This is a genomic window from Streptomyces sp. NPDC020731 (assembly GCF_044334705.1).
Taxonomy (GTDB): domain Bacteria; phylum Actinomycetota; class Actinomycetes; order Streptomycetales; family Streptomycetaceae; genus Streptomyces.
This window is the reverse complement of the sequence record NZ_JBIRTN010000014.1, coordinates 194,976-211,029: the sequence shown is the minus strand read 5'-3', so window position 1 is coordinate 211,029 and position 16,054 is coordinate 194,976. Positions and strand designations below refer to the sequence as shown.

General features: G+C 73.1%; 11 protein-coding genes. 4 read left to right on the top strand and 7 right to left on the bottom strand.

What is annotated here, in order from left to right:
- Window positions 1–19: 19 nt before the first annotated feature.
- Genes ACH4VX_RS22810 through ACH4VX_RS22800 form a run of 3 tightly spaced genes read right to left on the bottom strand, consistent with a single transcriptional unit; the run spans window position 20 to window position 3,843 of the window.
- Window positions 20–415 carry a DUF742 domain-containing protein gene (locus tag ACH4VX_RS22810; protein WP_398369561.1) on the bottom strand — a complete coding sequence of 132 codons (396 nt, stop codon included), beginning with the start codon at window positions 413–415 and terminating at the stop codon, window positions 20–22.
- Between the two features lie 9 nt (window positions 416–424).
- Window positions 425–859 (bottom strand): roadblock/LC7 domain-containing protein, encoded by a 435-nt coding sequence (locus tag ACH4VX_RS22805; RefSeq protein ID WP_398369559.1) that lies wholly within the window; start codon window positions 857–859, stop codon window positions 425–427.
- Entirely contained in the window at window positions 856–3,843 is a 2,988-nt protein-coding gene (locus tag ACH4VX_RS22800; protein ID WP_398369557.1) for a nitrate- and nitrite sensing domain-containing protein, read from the bottom strand. Before ACH4VX_RS22800 ends, ACH4VX_RS22805 begins: the two co-directional genes overlap by 4 nt.
- Before the next feature lie 417 nt (window positions 3,844–4,260).
- Between ACH4VX_RS22800 and ACH4VX_RS22795 the strand changes: the two genes are divergently transcribed.
- On the top strand, window positions 4,261–4,848 hold the full coding sequence (locus ACH4VX_RS22795; RefSeq protein ID WP_398369555.1) for a hypothetical protein: 588 nt from the start codon (window positions 4,261–4,263) through the stop codon (window positions 4,846–4,848).
- 155 nt (window positions 4,849–5,003) lie between these two features.
- On the top strand, window positions 5,004–5,801 hold the full coding sequence (locus ACH4VX_RS22790) for an IclR family transcriptional regulator (RefSeq protein WP_398369553.1): 798 nt from the start codon (window positions 5,004–5,006) through the stop codon (window positions 5,799–5,801).
- Between the two features lie 22 nt (window positions 5,802–5,823).
- Here the strand turns inward: ACH4VX_RS22790 and ACH4VX_RS22785 are convergent, their stop codons facing one another.
- From ACH4VX_RS22785 to ACH4VX_RS22770, 4 genes are all read right to left on the bottom strand, one after another.
- Window positions 5,824–10,464: a hypothetical protein gene (locus tag ACH4VX_RS22785; RefSeq protein ID WP_398369552.1), complete on the bottom strand. Its 4,641-nt coding sequence runs from the start codon at window positions 10,462–10,464 to the stop codon at window positions 5,824–5,826.
- Window positions 10,465–10,498: 34 nt separating this feature from the next.
- Window positions 10,499–11,380 carry a hypothetical protein gene (locus ACH4VX_RS22780; RefSeq protein ID WP_398369551.1) on the bottom strand — a complete coding sequence of 294 codons (882 nt, stop codon included), beginning with the start codon at window positions 11,378–11,380 and terminating at the stop codon, window positions 10,499–10,501.
- A gap of 49 nt (window positions 11,381–11,429) precedes the next feature.
- Window positions 11,430–12,956 carry a hypothetical protein gene (locus ACH4VX_RS22775; RefSeq protein WP_398369549.1) on the bottom strand — a complete coding sequence of 509 codons (1,527 nt, stop codon included), beginning with the start codon at window positions 12,954–12,956 and terminating at the stop codon, window positions 11,430–11,432.
- Between the two features lie 69 nt (window positions 12,957–13,025).
- Window positions 13,026–13,742: a GntR family transcriptional regulator gene (locus ACH4VX_RS22770; RefSeq protein WP_398369548.1), complete on the bottom strand. Its 717-nt coding sequence runs from the start codon at window positions 13,740–13,742 to the stop codon at window positions 13,026–13,028.
- Between the two features lie 134 nt (window positions 13,743–13,876).
- Between ACH4VX_RS22770 and ACH4VX_RS22765 the strand changes: the two genes are divergently transcribed.
- Together ACH4VX_RS22765 and ACH4VX_RS22760 are read left to right on the top strand one after the other, a co-directional pair.
- Window positions 13,877–15,196 (top strand): MFS transporter, encoded by a 1,320-nt coding sequence (locus ACH4VX_RS22765; protein ID WP_398369546.1) that lies wholly within the window; start codon window positions 13,877–13,879, stop codon window positions 15,194–15,196.
- Window positions 15,193–16,038: a putative hydro-lyase gene (locus ACH4VX_RS22760; protein WP_398369544.1), complete on the top strand. Its 846-nt coding sequence runs from the start codon at window positions 15,193–15,195 to the stop codon at window positions 16,036–16,038. The genes ACH4VX_RS22765 and ACH4VX_RS22760 overlap by 4 nt, the downstream gene beginning before the upstream one ends.
- The last annotated feature ends 16 nt before the right edge of the window (window positions 16,039–16,054 follow it).

Sequence of the window (16,054 nt, the reverse complement as noted above, 5' to 3'; positions counted from 1 at the left end):
TATCCCGCTTCCGCGCCGGTCACAGCGCCCGGAGGCCGTTGATCACGTCGCGCAGAATACCCTCGTCCGGCAGCTCGGCCGGGGGTACTGGCCGGTTCACATGGACCAATTCCGATTCCACGAGATCTCCGACGAGGACCCGGACCACTCCGATCGGCAGATCGAGTTCGGCGGAGAGTTCGGCGACCGTCTGCGAGGTGTCGCGGCACAGTTCGACGATGTCCACATGCTCCGGGGAGAGCGTGGGATCGGCCTCCGGATCGTCCGCGTGCGGCTCCGTGACGACCACCGCGATCAGGTCGAGGCGGTGCTGGGCCGCACTGGTGGTGCGGCCCCGCGTCATGGCGTACGGACGGACGACCGGTCCGGCCTCGTCGTCGAACCAGTGGCTTCTACCCTGACCGTCAGCGCTCATGTCATCCCACTACCCGCCCGAGGGCAGATCGGTACGCGCGGCGGCGCCCAGATGCACACCGACCCGCTTCACGAGAAGCGTCATCTCGTAGGCGACCTGTCCGACGTCCGAGTCGGCGTCCGCGAGGACCGCGAGGCAGCTGCCGTCGCCGGCGGCGGTGACGAAGAGGAACGCCTCGTCGAGTTCGACGACGGTCTGACGGACGTCACCGGCCTCGAAGTGGCGGCCCACGCCCTTGGCGAGGCTGTGGAAGCCGGAGGCGACGGCGGCCAGATGCTCGCTGTCCTCCCGGGTGAGGTCCTTCGACGCGCCCGTGGGCAGGCCGTCGCCGGAGAGCACGATCGCCTTGCGGATGCTGGCGACGCGGTCGACCAGGTCGTCGAGGAGCCAGTTCAGCTCCCCCTTGTCGGTCGTGGTGTGGCCGGTGGCCCTCGGTGCGGTCATCGACCGTCCCCCTCTGTCGTTCGTCGTGGTGCTGTGCCGCTGTCGGCTTCGTCGCCGGCGGCGTTCTCCTCGCGTCCGCGCTGCCAGCCCCGCTGGAGCGAGGCCATGCGGCTGCGGACTTCGTCGGCATCCCGTTCAACGGGCCGGGCCCTGTCCTCGTTCCGCGGTTCGGCACTGCGCTTGAGCTGCGGGGCGAGGCTGGCCTGCCGTACGCGCCGGGGCAGCGACCCGCCGGGTTGTGCGGCGTCGGTGTCCGTGCCGCCCGCGGCCGGCGAGGAGTCGTCAGGGCCGCTCGCCGCGGGGGCGGTGCGGCGGGTGCGCCGGGGAAGACCGGCAGAGGGCTCCGGCCGGTCGTCGCGCACGGGGCCGGAGGGCGCCGGAGCCTCCCCCTGGTCCCCGTCTCCGGTCATGGGGCGGGAGGGGTCGGGGCCCCGTCGGCGGGCGGGCAGCGGAGGCAGTGGCTCCGCGTCCGGTTGCTCACGCTCGGCGTCGAAGGAGAGCCGTTCGGTGCGACGGCGCGCCGGGAGCGGGGACAGTGTCTCCGCACCCGGGCGGCCGGAGCCCCGGCGTCCCGAAGAGTCCTCCCCGCGGCGGGCGGGCAGCGGAGACGCTGCTTCCAGCTCGGGCCGGGTGGACGCTGCGGGCGCGCCCTCCTCGTCCGTGCGCTCCGCACGGGTGCGCGTGTCGCGGACCGGGCGACCGTGGGAGCTGACCAGTTTGGGTGCTCTCCTGCGGGCCAGCGGGACCGGGGCGCTCCGGTCGTCCCCGCCCTGGTCCGCGCCCTCGGGCGTGCCGGGGGTCTGCTGATGGCGCTCGCGGCCGGGCCGCTCCTCCTGGGTGCCGGTGGGAGAGCGGCGGGGGCGGAAGAGGCCGCCGCGCCGGCTGTCCCCGTCGCCCGGGGCGCCGGGGAAGTCGTCGAGTGCGTCCAGGCCGACGGGGGCTTCCAGTTCGACCGGTCCGTCCAGCAGTGAGGCGGGGAGCCGGGGCAGCTGCACGGGCACCTGGGAGAGCGCGGCGCGGCGGCTCTCCTCCGGTTCGCGGTCCGTGGAGCGCCGGGGGCGGTCGAGGCGGAAGCCGACGCCGTTGGTGTCCGGAACGTCGTCCGTCAGCAATGCGTCGGGGATGAAGACGACCGCTGTGGTGCCGCCGTACGGGGAGGGCTGCAGGGAGACGCGGACGTTCTGACGCTGGGCGAGGCGGCTGACCACGAACAGTCCGAGCCGGTCGGTGTCGGAGAGCTCGAACTCGGGGGTCTCGGCGAGTCTGAGGTTGGCGTCCAGAAGGGCGTCGGCCGCCATACCGAGCCCGCGGTCGTGGATCTCCAGGGTGAACCCGTTGGCCACACGCTCACCGAGGACCTGGACGGCGGTGTGCGGCGGGGAGAACACCGTGGCGTTCTCCAGCAGTTCGGCCACGAGGTGGGTGAGGTCGGCGACGGCCGGACCGGTGACGGCGACCCTCGGCAGTCGGCGGACCTCGATGCGTTCGTAGTCCTCGACCTCGGCGACGGAGGCGCGTACGACGTCCATGAGCTGGACGGGCTTGCGCCACTGCCGGGAGGGCGCGGCGCCGGAGAGGATCACCAGGCCCTCGGCGTGCCGGCGCATGCGGGTGGTGAGGTGGTCCAGCCGGAACAGGTCGGCGAGTTCCTCGGTGTCCTCGGTTCGGCGTTCCATGGTGTCCAGCAGGGTGAGCTGCTTGTGCAGCAGGACCTGGCTGCGGCGGGCGAGGTTGACGAACACCTCGGAGACACCGGCGCGCAGTTCGGCCTGTTTGACGGCAGCCTCCACGGCGGCACGCTGGAGGGTGTTGAGGGCCTGGCCGACTTCTCCCATCTCGTTCTTGTCGTACTCCAGGCGCGGGACCTCGGTCTCGACGTCGACCTGTTCACCCGCCGAGAGACGGCGCATCACGCTGGGCAGCCGCACGCCCGACGCCTCGTGGGCCTCCAGGCGCAGCTGCCGGAGGTCCCGGATGAGTCCGCGGCCCACGCGCACGGAGAGGACGAGGGAGACCAGGAGGGCGATCAGTCCGAGGACCCCGGCGATGACGGCCTGGGCGATGACGTCCACGGCGACGGGTCGGACGCGGTCCTGGTAGCGGTCGGCGGCCTGGTCGTTGAGGGCGCCGAGTTCGGAGAGCACATTGCCGGCGGCGATGTCCCAGCCCTTGGCCGTGATCCCGCGGGGGGTCCCGGTGCCCGAGGAGACGGCGGCCTCCTCGCCCACGCGCAGCGGGGCGGACGCGGCGTTCTTCCAGAAGGCCTCGTAGCGGTCGCGCTCGGACGCGGGCAGCTGCGGCAGACCGGCGTCGTACATCAGGGTGCGCTGGGCCACGAGGTCGGAGATGTCCCGTACTTCGGCACGGGAGAGTTTGCCGACGATCAGTGCGGAGCCGAGCAGGGCGTCCTCGCGGGAGAGCAGTTCGCGGGCGCGGGCGAGATTGACAAGGGCGCGGTACTGCTTGTCAAGCTCGACGTCGTCGACCACATGCAGATTGGCCAGCAGGATGTAGCACGGGTCGACCAGCCGGTTATAGAGGTCGAGGGCCTGGGAGCGGTTGACGGTGCCGTCCTCGACGCTGCGGCGCAGGGACTCGATGCCCTCGAAGGAGTCCATTACCGCACTCAGCTCGCCGGAGTCCCCGTGCATGGCCTCGCGCACATCGGCGTTCGCCGCGCTCCTGCGGACGCCGGCGACTGCGTCGTCGGTGGCGGAGCGACTGCGCCGGAGTGCGGCGAGGCCGTCGGAGGCGCGGGGGTCGGCGAGATAGACGAGGGTCTGCCTGCGCTCCTGCTGGAGGACGCGGACGGTGTCCTCGACGGGGTAGCCGACCTCCTCCATCACCGACGACACGTCGAACAGATGGCTTGCCTCGCGGCCCGTGAGCACCGTGGTGAAGGCCCAGATCGTCGTCAGGGACAACAGCGGCACGAGAAGCAGCGCCACGATCTTCCGGCGGATGGACTTCCCGCGAAAGCGCATGGCCTCCCCCAGCTCGCCCCCGACCGGCCGGGGGTACACATGTGCGTCAACAAACGGCGCGAGCCTACTACCGCGCCGGGGTGAACTCGAAGAGCCGTCCGGAAGCTGTAGTTCCGCACCGAGGGCGTGAGATGGCGAGTTGTCCGGGCATTGCGGGAGATTGCCTCCCGGAATCGGGGGTGCGTCCCTCGAGCCGATCTCCCGGAAGCGCGGGGATGGTTGGCCGATTTCTTTCCTCGTCGGGAATCTTCGCGACGTGCCGTTCGTCCTTCTCTGTGGGAAATGGGGGCGGAATCGGCCACAAGAGCCGTGTCCCGCACCTGGGCGGCGTAGAACAGCGCAAGCCGGGCAGCCACTGGAGAACCGGGTCTTCGGACACGAGTGAGCGGTCTGCTGGCGGTGGGGAGTGACACGTTGATGGGCACGGCGGAGCGGCGCGAGGCACCCGAGGAGGGCGCGGCGGCGCAGGTGAGAACGCGGTCGGGTGCCGGGGCGCCCGGACCCGGTGCAGCCGCGTCCGGGCGTGGGGCGGCGCGCGAGGGCCGCGACGGCGCCGCGGTGCGGGAGACCAGAGGGAGCACCGGCGAGTACGGCGGCTTCAGCGGGAAGGGCTCCTACCGGCCGCTGTGGGTCGAGGAGCCGGCCCGGCGGCGCCGGTTGCCGGATCCGGTACGGACGGCGGCCGTGCGGGCGGTGCTCATCATCGCGGTGACGCTGATTCAGGCCATGGTGGCCTTCCTGTGCACGCTGGCCGGGTCCTGGCTGGCGTTCCCCATGGTCATCAGCAGTGTCGTCAGTACGATCCTGGCGACCTGGGGAGCCCTGGACGTCTGGGTGACCCGCCAGGTCTGGAATCAGCGCAATGGCGTGGTGTCCGCGCCCAGCAGCACCGCGCGGGCCCTGCGGCGCGAGCGGCGCCGTGCCCGCCGTCAGCAGCGGGCCGCCCAGCGGACGCAGGCGCGAATACGCCGGAGGGGTGGAGCCGGGCAACTGTCGCACCCCTGACGGCGCGCTCATCGGAACACGGGCTCTGGGTAGGCTGTTGTTGCGTATGCCGCGCCTGCAGACGTGGCGCGCAACAATTCCCGGACGGGTGACCGGCGCAGCGAGGGTGACCGGCGTCGGTCCGCACCGGGCCGACAGATGGTGAGAGCCGAGCCATGACCGGCGAGCGGAAACAGCCCGGGGGGAACGGGAGAGGCACGACGAGTGCCGTGCAGTCGGTGGACCGTGCGGTGAGCGTGCTGGAAATCCTGGCGCGGCACGGCGAAGCGGGTGTCACGGAGATCGCCGGCGAACTGGGCGTGCACAGGTCCACGGCCTTCCGGCTGCTCGGTGTCCTGGAGAACCGCGGTCTTGTGACCCAGACGAAGGACCGCGGCAAGTACCAGCTGGGTGCCGGTGTGCTGCGCCTCGCGGGCGCGGCTGCCGTGCGGCTGGACATCTCTCAGGAGGGTGTCCCGGTGTGCCGGGAGCTCGCCGACGAGCTGGGCGAGACGGTGAACATAGCGGTGCTGGACGACGCCGCCGCCGTCAACATCATGCAGGCCCGGGGCACGGCGTCGGTCACCGCGCAGAACTGGCTCGGCAGGCGCACCCCGCTGCACGCCACCGCCGGCGGCAAGGTGTTCCTGGCCCACCTGGCACCCGCCGTCCGTGAGGGCCACCTCACGCGCCCGCTGCGCCGGTTCACGGAGCGGACGGTCACCACGGCGCCGCAGTTGCGCGGTGAGCTGGAGACGGTGATCGAGCGCGGGTACGCCGCCACGCTCGAGGAACTGGAGCTGGGTCTCGCGGCCGTCGCGGCGCCGGTCCGCTCGCACGACGGCACGGTGATCGCGGCGATCAGCGTCTCGGGGCCGGTGTACCGACTGCGTGCGGACCTGCTGCCCGAGTTGGGCAGCCGGACGGCGACGGCGGCGGCCGAGCTGTCCCGGCGCATGGGCTACGGCTTCTGAGCCGCGCCAGGGTGACGCCTGATCAGCCGCTCTCCGCCGCGGGCCGCTTGAACATACGGGTCGCCGTGATCTCGCTGTGCGCCTCCTCGGCCGGGGCCTGCTGGGGAAGCCCCGGCCGGAGATGTTCCTCCACACTGATGTACTTCAGGCCGGCCCGCAGGTCGGCGTCGTTCCGCAGCCGGATGACCAGCGGGAACTCCGCGAGCGCCGTCGTGTCGAACAGACCGGTGGTGTACAGCAGCTGGACGCCCAGCGCGTCGGCGACCGCGCGCTGGAGCTCCAGGAGGTAGGTGGCGTTGGCGCGGCCGATGGGATTGTCCAGGAACAGCGTGCCGGCGTGGCGGTGCTTGTCCCGGCCCCGGTCGTTGGAGCGCAGCGCGGCCATCGTGCAGTACAAAGCGATGGCCGCGGTGAGCAGCTGGCCGCCGGAGAACACGTCACCCATCTGACCGACGGGTACGCGTTCGGCGCGCAGTACCGCGTCGGGCTTGAGGATCTCGACGGCGATGCCCTTCGGCTGGAGGGCGGCGGCGACCCCGCGCAGCAGCAGGGACATGCCGTCGCGCCGCAGGTCGGAGTTCTTCTTGACGGCCGCCCGGGTCGCCTCGTCGACGACCTCGCCGAGCCGCTCGGTGAGGGTGGCCTGGTCGGGTTCCTCGAAGCGGATGCGCAGGAACTCCTGACCGGACCACTCCCCGAGGCCTTCCGGCAGCCGGGACAGCCGCTGGGCGGAGCGGAGGGTGGCGAGGGCGGACTCGACCAGGCCTCGCAGCCGGTCCACGATCGAGTCGCGGTTGCGCTCCAGCTGCTCCAGCTCGTCGGTGAGGACCCGCAGCCGGGGGGCGAAGGCGTCCGCCCACTTCTGGGCGTGCTCGGGCAGCGCGGAAGCGGGCAGCTCGCGGATCTGCTGCCGCGCGGGGGTGCGGACCTGCTCGTAGCGCGTGGAGTTGGCGTGCCGGACGAGGATGTCGCTCGCCTCGCGCACGGCGGACTCGGCGGCGGACAGGTCGGCGGCGCAGCCGCGCAGCGAACGGCGGGACTCGACGGCGGACTGCCGGGCCTCGTCCAGGCCGCCCGGGTAGGGCTCGGGCTGCTCCTGCTCCTCCTCGGGAGCGTGTTCGCGGAGCATGGCGGCGATCTCGTCGAAGCCGCCGGCCGCGTCCTCGGCGGCGCGGTGCGCGTCGAGCAATTCGGCGTGGGCTTCCCGGGTCTGGCTCAAGGCCTCGCTGCGGGAGGCGAGTTCGGTGGTGGCGGTGCGCAGGAGGGCCTGTGCGTGCTCGGCGTCGCGCGGCACCAGCTCCTCGGGGAGTTCGGTGTGTGCCTCGCCGTCCTCGGGCGCGAGCCGTTCGGCCTCGCCGCGCAGCCGTCCGAGCTGCTCGCTCGCGCTGGACATGCGGGTCTCCAGGAGCTGCACCAGCTCCTCGGCGCGGGCGGCGGCGGACTGCCGGCTGGGTCCGTCGGAGCCGTCGGGCGACTGGAGCAGCTGCTCCGCGCGGGTGCGGACCTTGTTGCTGAGCCGGTCCAGTTCGGCTCGGGCGGCGCTCTCGTCGCTCTCCGCGCGGGCCTGTTCGGCGCGCAGATCGGCGCCGACGCCGACTTTCTCGTACACCTGGGACGCGGCGCGGTAGGCCTCGCGCAGGGCGGGCAGGGACGCCTGCGGCGCTCCGGTGCCGTCCTCGGGCACGTCGTCGGGGGCGCCCGCGATCTCGGAGCGCTCGGCGCGCAGCGCACGTGCGGTGCGCCGGGCGTCGTCGGCGGCTCGCTGGGCGCCGCGCCGGTCCTCGTCGGCGGCGCGCGCCCGTTCCAGGCAGGTCTGGGCGCGGGCCTCCGCCTCGGTCGCGTCGTCGGCCAGTTCGCGCAGTTTGACCTGCCAGCCGGCCCGTTCGCGCAGCCGGAACGCGAGTCCGGCGAGGGCGTCGGCCGCGCGCCGGGCCTTCTGCGCGGCTTCCTGCCGCTCGTCACGGACGCTGACGGCCTCGGCGGCGGCCTCCTCGGCCTCCACCCGCACGGTGCGCGCCTCGGCCAGCTCGGCCTCGGACTCCTCGGCGAACGCCCGCGCCTCGTGGGCCGTACCGGCCAGCTCCGTGAGCCGCCCGGCGGGGCAGCCGGTGCGCCAGGAGGCGAGCCGCGCGGCCAGCTCCCGGTCCTTGCCGAGCCGGGCGGCGAGAGCGCGGATCTCCTCGTCCCGCTCCGTCGCCCGCGTGCGCAGTGTCCGCCGTTCCTCGTCGGCGGCGTGCTCGTCGTGCATGGCCGGGTTCGGCGGTACGAGGAAGACGTCCCCGGTGTCCGTGGCCGGCGCGGGGGTGGGGGCGAGCAGGGCGGCGGCGGTGCCGACGGCGACGGCCGACCGGGGCAGCAGGGCGGCGTCGCTCAGTGCCTCGCGGGCACGGAGGTGGGAGTCCGGGTCGGTGATGACGACGCCGTCGACCAGCTCGGGGCGGGCGGCCAGCACGCGCGCGTGGTCGGCCGGGTCGACGGCCTGCGCGAGGTAGCGCCACCCCGGGAGTGCCGGGATGCCGTGCTCGCCGAGGAACTCGACCGTCGCCAGCACGTCCGGGCCGGGCGGCAGCAGCCCGCCGTCGCCGAGGGCGCCGAGGATACGGGCGTCGTCCGCGGCGGCGGTCCGCAGGTCGAACAGCTGCCGCTCGGCGGAGGAGACGGCGTCGTCGAGCAGTTCGCGCAGCTCGTCGGCGAAGCGGTCGAGTTCCTCGGCGGTCAGGGCGCCCTCGTCGAGGGAGGACCCGGCGTCGGCATCACCCACCACGCGGTCCGCGTCCGTGCGCCGGCCCGGCACATTCGCCCGCCGCCTGCCGGCAACCCCCGGCAGGCTCAGCAGTTCCGCCAGCCGCTGCTCGGCGGCGAGGGCCTCGGCCGTGCGGCGCTCGCCCTCGTGGGCGCGCTCGGCCGCCATGGCCGCGTCCGCCGCGCGAGCCGCGGTGAGTTCCGCGCGGCTCTCGGCGGCGGCCGCCTCCCGCGCGTGCTCGGTGGCCCGACGGGCCACCTCACGAGCGGTGTCCCAGGCGGCGACCGCCGTCTTCTCGGCGTCGCTGGCCGCGAGGGCGGCCCTTGCGGGGTCGGCGTCGGGGGCGCTGTCGTCGAGCCAGCCGGCCCGCACGGCCTCGGCGGTCTCCTGCTCGACCTCGGTGAGCCGCTGTCGCAGGTGCCCGACCTCGCTGCGGGCCCGCTGTGCCTCGGTGGCGGCGGCGGTGGAGTCGCGGTGGGCACCGTCGCCGACCTCCTGGAGGGCGGCGGACCGCTCCTCCTCCTCGTTGGCGAGGTTCTCGGCGTTCTGCGCCGCCGCGTGCAGGGCGCGTACCAGGTCGACGGCGGCCTTGGCGCGCGCGGCCAGCGCGGGGGCCGCGTCCCGCTCGGCCTCCTGGATCGCGGCGGACACACGGGCGACGCGGTCGGCGGCGGCGCGGTGCCGCAGCACGACCTCGGCGGCCTGCCAGGCCGAGTACAGGGTGCGCGCGTCGGCGAGTTCGCGTTTCTGGGCGGCGGCGGACTTCTCGGTGGCGGCGAGCGCCAGGGAGGCGTGCCGGTAGGCGAGTTCGGCGGAGATCAGCGCGCTGTGCTCGCGTGCCGACTCGGCATGGGTGACGGAGTACGCGGCGGCGGTGACCCGTTGCGCCAGGTCGGCCGAGCGGACGCGTTCCTGGGCGCCGCGCGCGGAGAGCCTGCGGGCCAGGGTGCGGGTGCGGCGCTCGGCGGCGGTGTGGATCTCCCGCGCGCGGGTGCGGGTCCCGGTGGCCTCGACGATCCGGCCCAGCAGATCGACGGACCCGGCGGTGAAATCGCGTTCGGCGATCAGTTCGGCGCGCCGGCCCAGCTTGTTGCCGAAGCCGCCGACCAGGTCGGCGAGTCCGTCGGTGTCCCGGGTGTCGGTGACGGCACGGAGCAGCAGGTCGGTGAAGTCGGAGTCCTTCTTGACCGCGAAGAGGCCGGCGGCCTCACCCTCGTCGGCGTTCATTTCCCGCTGGTAGCGGAAGAGTTCGGGGTCGAGTCCCAGGTCGCCGAGGTGTTCGGTCCAGCGCTCGTGGGTCTCCTCCCAGTGCGCCTCCAGGTGCGGGTAGTTCTTGCCGGCCTCCGTGAGGGCGTCCCGGAAGCCCTTCATGGTGCGGCGCCGTCCCCGCGCGCCCGACTGGCCCTCGACGGGCGGCCGTACGGCCGTGGACTCCGCGACGGGGAGGTTGTCCAGGCTGAGACCGGGGCCGGGCCGGAAGGAGTACCAGGCCTCGGCGAACTTCCTCGGGTCGTTGGAGACCTGGCGGCCCCGCCACTCGCTGACCTTGCCGACGACGACGCACTCGCCGGTCTGCACGTGCTGCCACTCCAGCGCCACATGGCCGCAGTCGTCGGCGAGCAGGAACTTGCGCAGCACACCTGAGCTGGCGCCGCCGAGGGTGTTGCGGTGGCCCGGGAGCATCACGGAGAAGATCAGCTTCAGCAGGACCGACTTGCCGCCGCCGTTCTCCAGGAAGAGCACCCCGGCGGGCGCCGGCCGACGCGGCGGGCCGACGGGCTCCTCCTGGAAGAACTCCGCCTGCGTCGGCGCGGGGTCGGGCACGGCCCCGCCGACACCGCGCAGGTCGAGCACGGTGTCGGCGTAGCGCGCACCGGCCGGCCCGATGGAGTAGAGGCGGACCCGGGACAGCTCGTACATGGCGGACTCTCGTGTGGCTTCGTGAGACGGGGACTCAGGCGGAGTGGAACGGCAGGCCGGCGTCGGCGACCAGCTCCAGGTCGTCGCCGTCCTCGGGCGGCAGCAGGGTGGGCGTCCCGTCGGTGACCGGGACGACGCCCAGCTCCAGCAGCTCGGCCATGGCGGCGGCGCCCGCCATGTCGCGGACCTGGAGCTGGTAGCGGGCCGTGGTGCGGTACGTGCCGCCGTTGTCGTCGCCGGTGCGCTGCAGGAAGCCGGAGTCGGTGAGGAAGCCGACGGCCTTGGCGACGATGCCGGTGGTCGATCCCGCGAGCCGGCGTGCGTCCTTGGTGGCGCCGGTCGAGCTGCGTCTGGCCCAGATCCGCCACGCGGCCTCCAGGCCGGGGGCGTCGCTGGCCGGGTCGGTGTTCTCGCCCTGCTCCGCGGCTCGCTCCTCCAGCCGGTGGCAGGCCTGGCGGACGAAGGCGTCGACGCCGTTGACGGTGACGCGCCCGATGTAACCGTCGTCGGCGAGGTCCTCGGGGCGTGGGAAGGCCATGGCCGCGACGGCGAGGTGGGCGAGCCCGTGCAGGAACCTGTCGCCGCCGTCGGCGGAGGTGCGGCGCGCGTAGTCGCCCATGCGGACGGCGAAGACGGAGTCCTCGGCGGCGGTGACGGCCATGCCCGCGCGCGGGGACACCTCCAGCACGATCAGTCCGAGGCCGGTGGCCACGGCGTCGGCGAGCCGTGCGAACGGCGGGTCCTCGCGGTAGCGGCGCAGCAGGTCCGCGTACTCCTGGTCGCGGGCGGGCTGGAGCTTGGGCTGGAGGCCGAAGGCGACGAGCCGCGCCGCGTCGGCGGCGTCGGCGGGTGTGACGGTGGCGCTCGCCGGTGCGGCCACGGCCTCCGGCTCACTCCACTCGGCGTGCTCGGTCACGGTCGGGACTCCTCGCTCTGGGACACCTCGGTGCGGACTGCTTCCTCCGTCATGCCGCCTCCGACCGGTCCGCGGCCATCCCCGCCGCGTCCAGCAGGGCCGTGCCGACGACGAGGTCGGCGCCGCCGAACTCGGGGTCGTCGAGGGCGGTTCCGTCGTCCACGGCGAACAGCAGCTTCCGCTCGCCCTGGCGGTAGGCGGTGCCGACCGGGGGGCTGGCTGCGTGGATGGCCAGCAGGGCGACCAGGTAGGGCAGTTCGGGGTCCTGACGGCGGGCCTCGGCAAGCAGTCCGGAGAGCCGGCGCGGTGCGTCGGCCGGCAGGTCCAGCAGCTCCGTGGCGGCCGCCAGCTGTTCCTCGCTGAAGCGGCTGTCGTCGGGCGTGGCGATCAGCTCGGGCTCGGGCATCTCGGCGCCGAGGTGTTCCCGCTCCACGGGCGGTGTCAGCAGGATCTCGACGAGGTCGGCGACCCGGACGGACACCGGGGTGCGCAGTCCGGTGCCGTGGGTGAAGAAGGCGTCGGTGGCCCGGACCGCCCGCTCCACAGGCAGCGGCAGCAGGGGCGCGAGGAGGTGGCCGTAGAGGTCGGTGCCCGAGGCCGACGTGGGGGTGGCGAAGGCCTGCCGGTCCTGTTCGGCGCGGAACAGCGGGCCGGCCTCCAGCAGCCGGGACTGCAGCTGGGTGTGGCGCCGGATGCAGTCCTTGACGATGTCCACCAGCTCGGCGGCCCGGCGCTTGTGCTCGGGGTCCTCGGACTCGTCGCGGGCCTTGCGGATGTTGGTGAGGATCGCGTTCTCGTGGCGGTAGCGGTCCGCCACGTGGTCGAGGGCCTCGGCGATCATGTCGGGTACGGCGCTCAGCCAGTCCACCGCGCGGACGTTGCGGCGGGTGGCGTCCAGGGCGCGGCGCAGGGTCTCGGAGTACTGCACGGTCCGGTAGCGGGCCTGCTCGGCGGCGAGCTGGGCGTCGGCGAGCCTGCCCCGGCTGATCAGCACCTCCAGTTTGACCTCGGCGGCGATCTGCGCGCTGGTGACATCGGTGTCCAGGGCGCCGACCAGGACGTTGACCGCCTCGTCGGTGGTCCGCAGGTACACCGTGCCGCCAGGGCCGGGGACCTCCTCGATCAATTTGAAGTCGTAGTCGCGGCGGACATAGGTGCCGTCCGCGCCGAACACGCCGTACACCGCGCGGAAGCCGCGGTCGACGCTGCCGACGTTGATCAGGTTCTCCAGGACCCAGCGGGCCACCCGCTCGTGTTCGGCGGCGGGGCGGCGCGGGGCCTGGGCGGCGATGCGCGGGACGAGCCGGGCGACTATCTGGTCGTGGTCCGCGCCCGTGTCGAAGTCCATGTTCAGGGTGACGAGGTCGATGCCCGCGAGGGCGATCTCCGCCATGCCGTACACCGAGTACTCACCGGCGAGGTTGGCCTTGCGCGCGTCGAGGTCGTGCAGCGGCGCGGTGCATGCGAGCGCGCGCAGCCGCCGCGCCAGCCCTTCGTCGGCGGCCGGGCCCTGCGCGGGCCGCGGCCCCGCGCTGAGCTGGGGCGGAACGCTGTCCGTCGATGCAGGCGAAGTCACGGTGCACAGACTAGGTCCTCGGTCTGACAACGACCCAAACGACCGGGTTGCGCCCCGGCGCGACGATCGTCACACCGCCGGCCGGCCGTCCTGGCCGTCCTCGCCGACGCGCCGCCGGTACACCTCGACGACCCGTTCCAGAGAGACCTCGAGGTAGGCCGCCAGCAGCGTCTCGGCCTTGTCGCGGTCCCCGTCCCGCAAAGCCTGGAGAATCCCGACATTACGGGCGATGTACGGTTCGTGCAGCTGCCGGGGCTCGTCCACCACGTGGAAGGCGAGCCGCAGTTCGGCGAAGACGCTGCGCATCAACTCGTCCGTGCGCTCACTGGCGGCGAGGGCCACCAGCTCCCGGTGGAAGTGGATGTTGGCCGTACCCACGCCTTTCCAGTCACCTTCGCGCGCCGCCGCGCGCCCCTGTTCCACCACCCCGGCGAGCGCGTCGAGCGCGTAGGGCGGGTCACCGAGCCCGCGTACGACGGCACACTCGACGAGCCGGCGGGTGCGGTAGATGTCCTCGACGTCCTCGACGGTCAGCACCCGGACGAACACTCCCCGGTTCAGCTCGTGGACGAGCAGCCGTTCGTGCGTGAGCAGCCGGAACGCCTCACGCAACGTGTTGCGGGAGACGCCGAGCGCGCCGCCGATGCTGTCCTCCGACAGCCGCGTTCCGGGCGGGAAGTAGCCCTCGGCGATGCGGCTTCTGAGAATGTCCGCGACCCGCTCTGCGGTGCTGGTACGGCCCAACAGGGCACGGTCGTCGGCCAGTCCGCTCAGCTGCTCTGCCATGCCGGAATTCAATCGCACGCGGAAGAACGAGACAACATGGGTATTGAAGGATCGTTCAACGATCCTCTACCTTGCTGGGCAGTGGCACGGCTCACTCCTTCCCGCACCCTCCGTCCTCCTTCTGCGAGGTGCCCATGAGCACGACCCCTCCATCGCGGGCCCTGACCGACACCCCACACCCCGCACCGCACGAACACGCCCCCGACGACGGGGCGTTCGGCTGGCTGCACGCATTGGGACCGCGCGGCCGACGCGCCTTCGGAGGCGCGTTCGGCGGCTATGCCCTGGACTCGTACGACTACTTCACGCTGCCGCTGACGATGGTCGCGCTGTCCGCGTACTTCGGTCTGAACAGCGGCCAGACCGGCCTGCTCACGACCGTCACCCTGGTGGTCTCCGCGGTCGGCGGCGCCCTCGCCGGCGTGCTGGCGGACCGCATCGGCCGGGTCAAGGCGCTGCTGCTGACGGTGATCACGTACGCGGTGTTCACCGTGGCCTGCGGCTTCGCGCCCGACTACGAGACGCTGCTGGTGTTCCGCGCGCTGCAGGGTCTCGGCTTCGGCGGCGAGTGGGCGGTCGGCGCGATCCTGGTCGCCGAGTACGCGAGCGCCAAGCACCGGGGGCGCACCCTCGGCGCGGTCCAGAGTTCCTGGGCCGTCGGCTGGGCACTGGCCGTGATCGTGTACACGATGGTCTTCTCGTTGGTCGGCGACGACCTGGCCTGGCGCGTGATGTTCTGGACCGGTGCGCTTCCGGCGCTGCTCGTGGTGTGGGTGCGGCGCAGTGTGCGGGACGCGCCCGAGGCGGCCGCCGCGCGGGAGAAGAGCGCGCAGAAGGGATCGTTCGCGGCGATCTTCCGGCGGAGCCGGCCGGGATCGCCGGGTCTGCTGCGCACCACGCTCTTCGCCGTGCTGCTCTCCACCGGCGTCCAGGGCGGCTACTACACCCTCGCCACCTGGGTGCCGACCTATCTGAAGACGGAGCGCGACCTGTCGGTCGTCGGCACCGGCGGCTATCTGACGTTCCTGATCTCGGGTGCCTTCATCGGCTATCTGACCGGCGGCTACCTCACCGACCGGCTGGGCCGCCGGCGCAACATCTGGCTGTTCGCGCTGCTGTCCGCGATCTGCGTCATGGCGTACACGAACATCCCGAGCGGCGCCGACACCGTGGTCCTCGTGCTCGGTTTCCCGCTCGGATTCTGCATGTCGGCGATCTTCAGCGGCTTCGGCTCCTACCTGAGCGAGCTGTACCCGACGGCGGTGCGCGGTACGGGGCAGGGCTTCACGTACAACACCGGACGTGCCGTGGGCGCCGTCTTCCCCACGACGGTCGGCTTCCTGGCCGACAGCTGGGGCGTGGGCGGGGCGCTGGTCTTCGGTGCGATCGGCTACGGCATCGCGGCGCTCGCGCTGCTGGGGCTGCCGGAGACGCGCGGGAAGGAACTGGAGTGAACCACACCGACGACCGCACGCCGGCCGTGGTGGACGACCGCCCCGTGACGCTCGTGGACGCGCACGCGCGCGCGTGGAGCCCGCGTACGGCGCGCGTCCGTTTCCGGGAGGGGCTGGCGGGCCCCACGGCCGGCGTGGCCGCGGGGCACACGCAGGCCAATCTGATCTCGGTGCCCGCCGACTGGGCGTACGACATGCTGCTGTTCTGCCAGCGCAACCCCAAGCCCTGTCCGGTCCTGGACGTCACCGACGCCGGGTCCACGACCACCGTTCTCGCCGCGGACGCGGACCTGCGCACCGATCTGCCGCGCTACCGCGTGTGGGAGCACGGCGAGCTGGTGGACGAGCCGACGGACGTGCGGGCGCACTGGCGCGCTGATCTGGTGTCGTTCCTGATCGGCTGCAGCTTCACGTTCGAGTGGGCGCTGACGGCGGCGGGCGTTCCGGTCCGGCACGTCGAGCAGGGCCGCAACGTTCCCATGTACGTGACGAGTTGGCAGTGCCGTCCGGCGGGGCGGCTGCGCGGGCCGATGGTGGTGTCCATGCGGCCGGTGCCGCCGCGGCACCTCTCGGCGGCGATCCGGGAGAGCAGTCTGCTGCCGGCGGTGCACGGCGGGCCCGTGCACTGCGGCGACCCGTTCGGGCTGGGCATCGACGACCTCGGCCGGCCGGACTTCGGCGACCCGGTGGACCTCGAGCCGGACGACATCCCGGTGTTCTGGGCCTGCGGGGTGACCCCGCAGGCCGCGGTCATGGCCTCCCGTCCGCCGTTCGCCATCACGCACGCACCGGGACAGATGTTCCTCAGCGACGCCCGCGACGAGCAGTTCCGCGTGGCCTGACCGACCTGTGCGGCAC

Excerpts from the sequence above, each read along its gene's own strand:
- ACH4VX_RS22785 (WP_398369552.1), bottom strand. The coding sequence starts at position 10,464 with ATGTACGAGCTGTCCCGGGTCCGCCTCTACTCCATCGGGCCGGCCGGT.
- ACH4VX_RS22795 (WP_398369555.1), top strand. The coding sequence starts at position 4,261 with ATGGGCACGGCGGAGCGGCGCGAGGCACCCGAGGAGGGCGCGGCGGCG.
- ACH4VX_RS22790 (WP_398369553.1), top strand. The coding sequence starts at position 5,004 with ATGACCGGCGAGCGGAAACAGCCCGGGGGGAACGGGAGAGGCACGACG.
- ACH4VX_RS22770 (WP_398369548.1), bottom strand. The coding sequence starts at position 13,742 with ATGGCAGAGCAGCTGAGCGGACTGGCCGACGACCGTGCCCTGTTGGGC.
- ACH4VX_RS22765 (WP_398369546.1), top strand. The coding sequence starts at position 13,877 with ATGAGCACGACCCCTCCATCGCGGGCCCTGACCGACACCCCACACCCC.
- ACH4VX_RS22800 (WP_398369557.1), bottom strand. The coding sequence starts at position 3,843 with ATGCGCTTTCGCGGGAAGTCCATCCGCCGGAAGATCGTGGCGCTGCTT.
- ACH4VX_RS22810 (WP_398369561.1), bottom strand. The coding sequence starts at position 415 with ATGAGCGCTGACGGTCAGGGTAGAAGCCACTGGTTCGACGACGAGGCC.
- ACH4VX_RS22805 (WP_398369559.1), bottom strand. The coding sequence starts at position 859 with ATGACCGCACCGAGGGCCACCGGCCACACCACGACCGACAAGGGGGAG.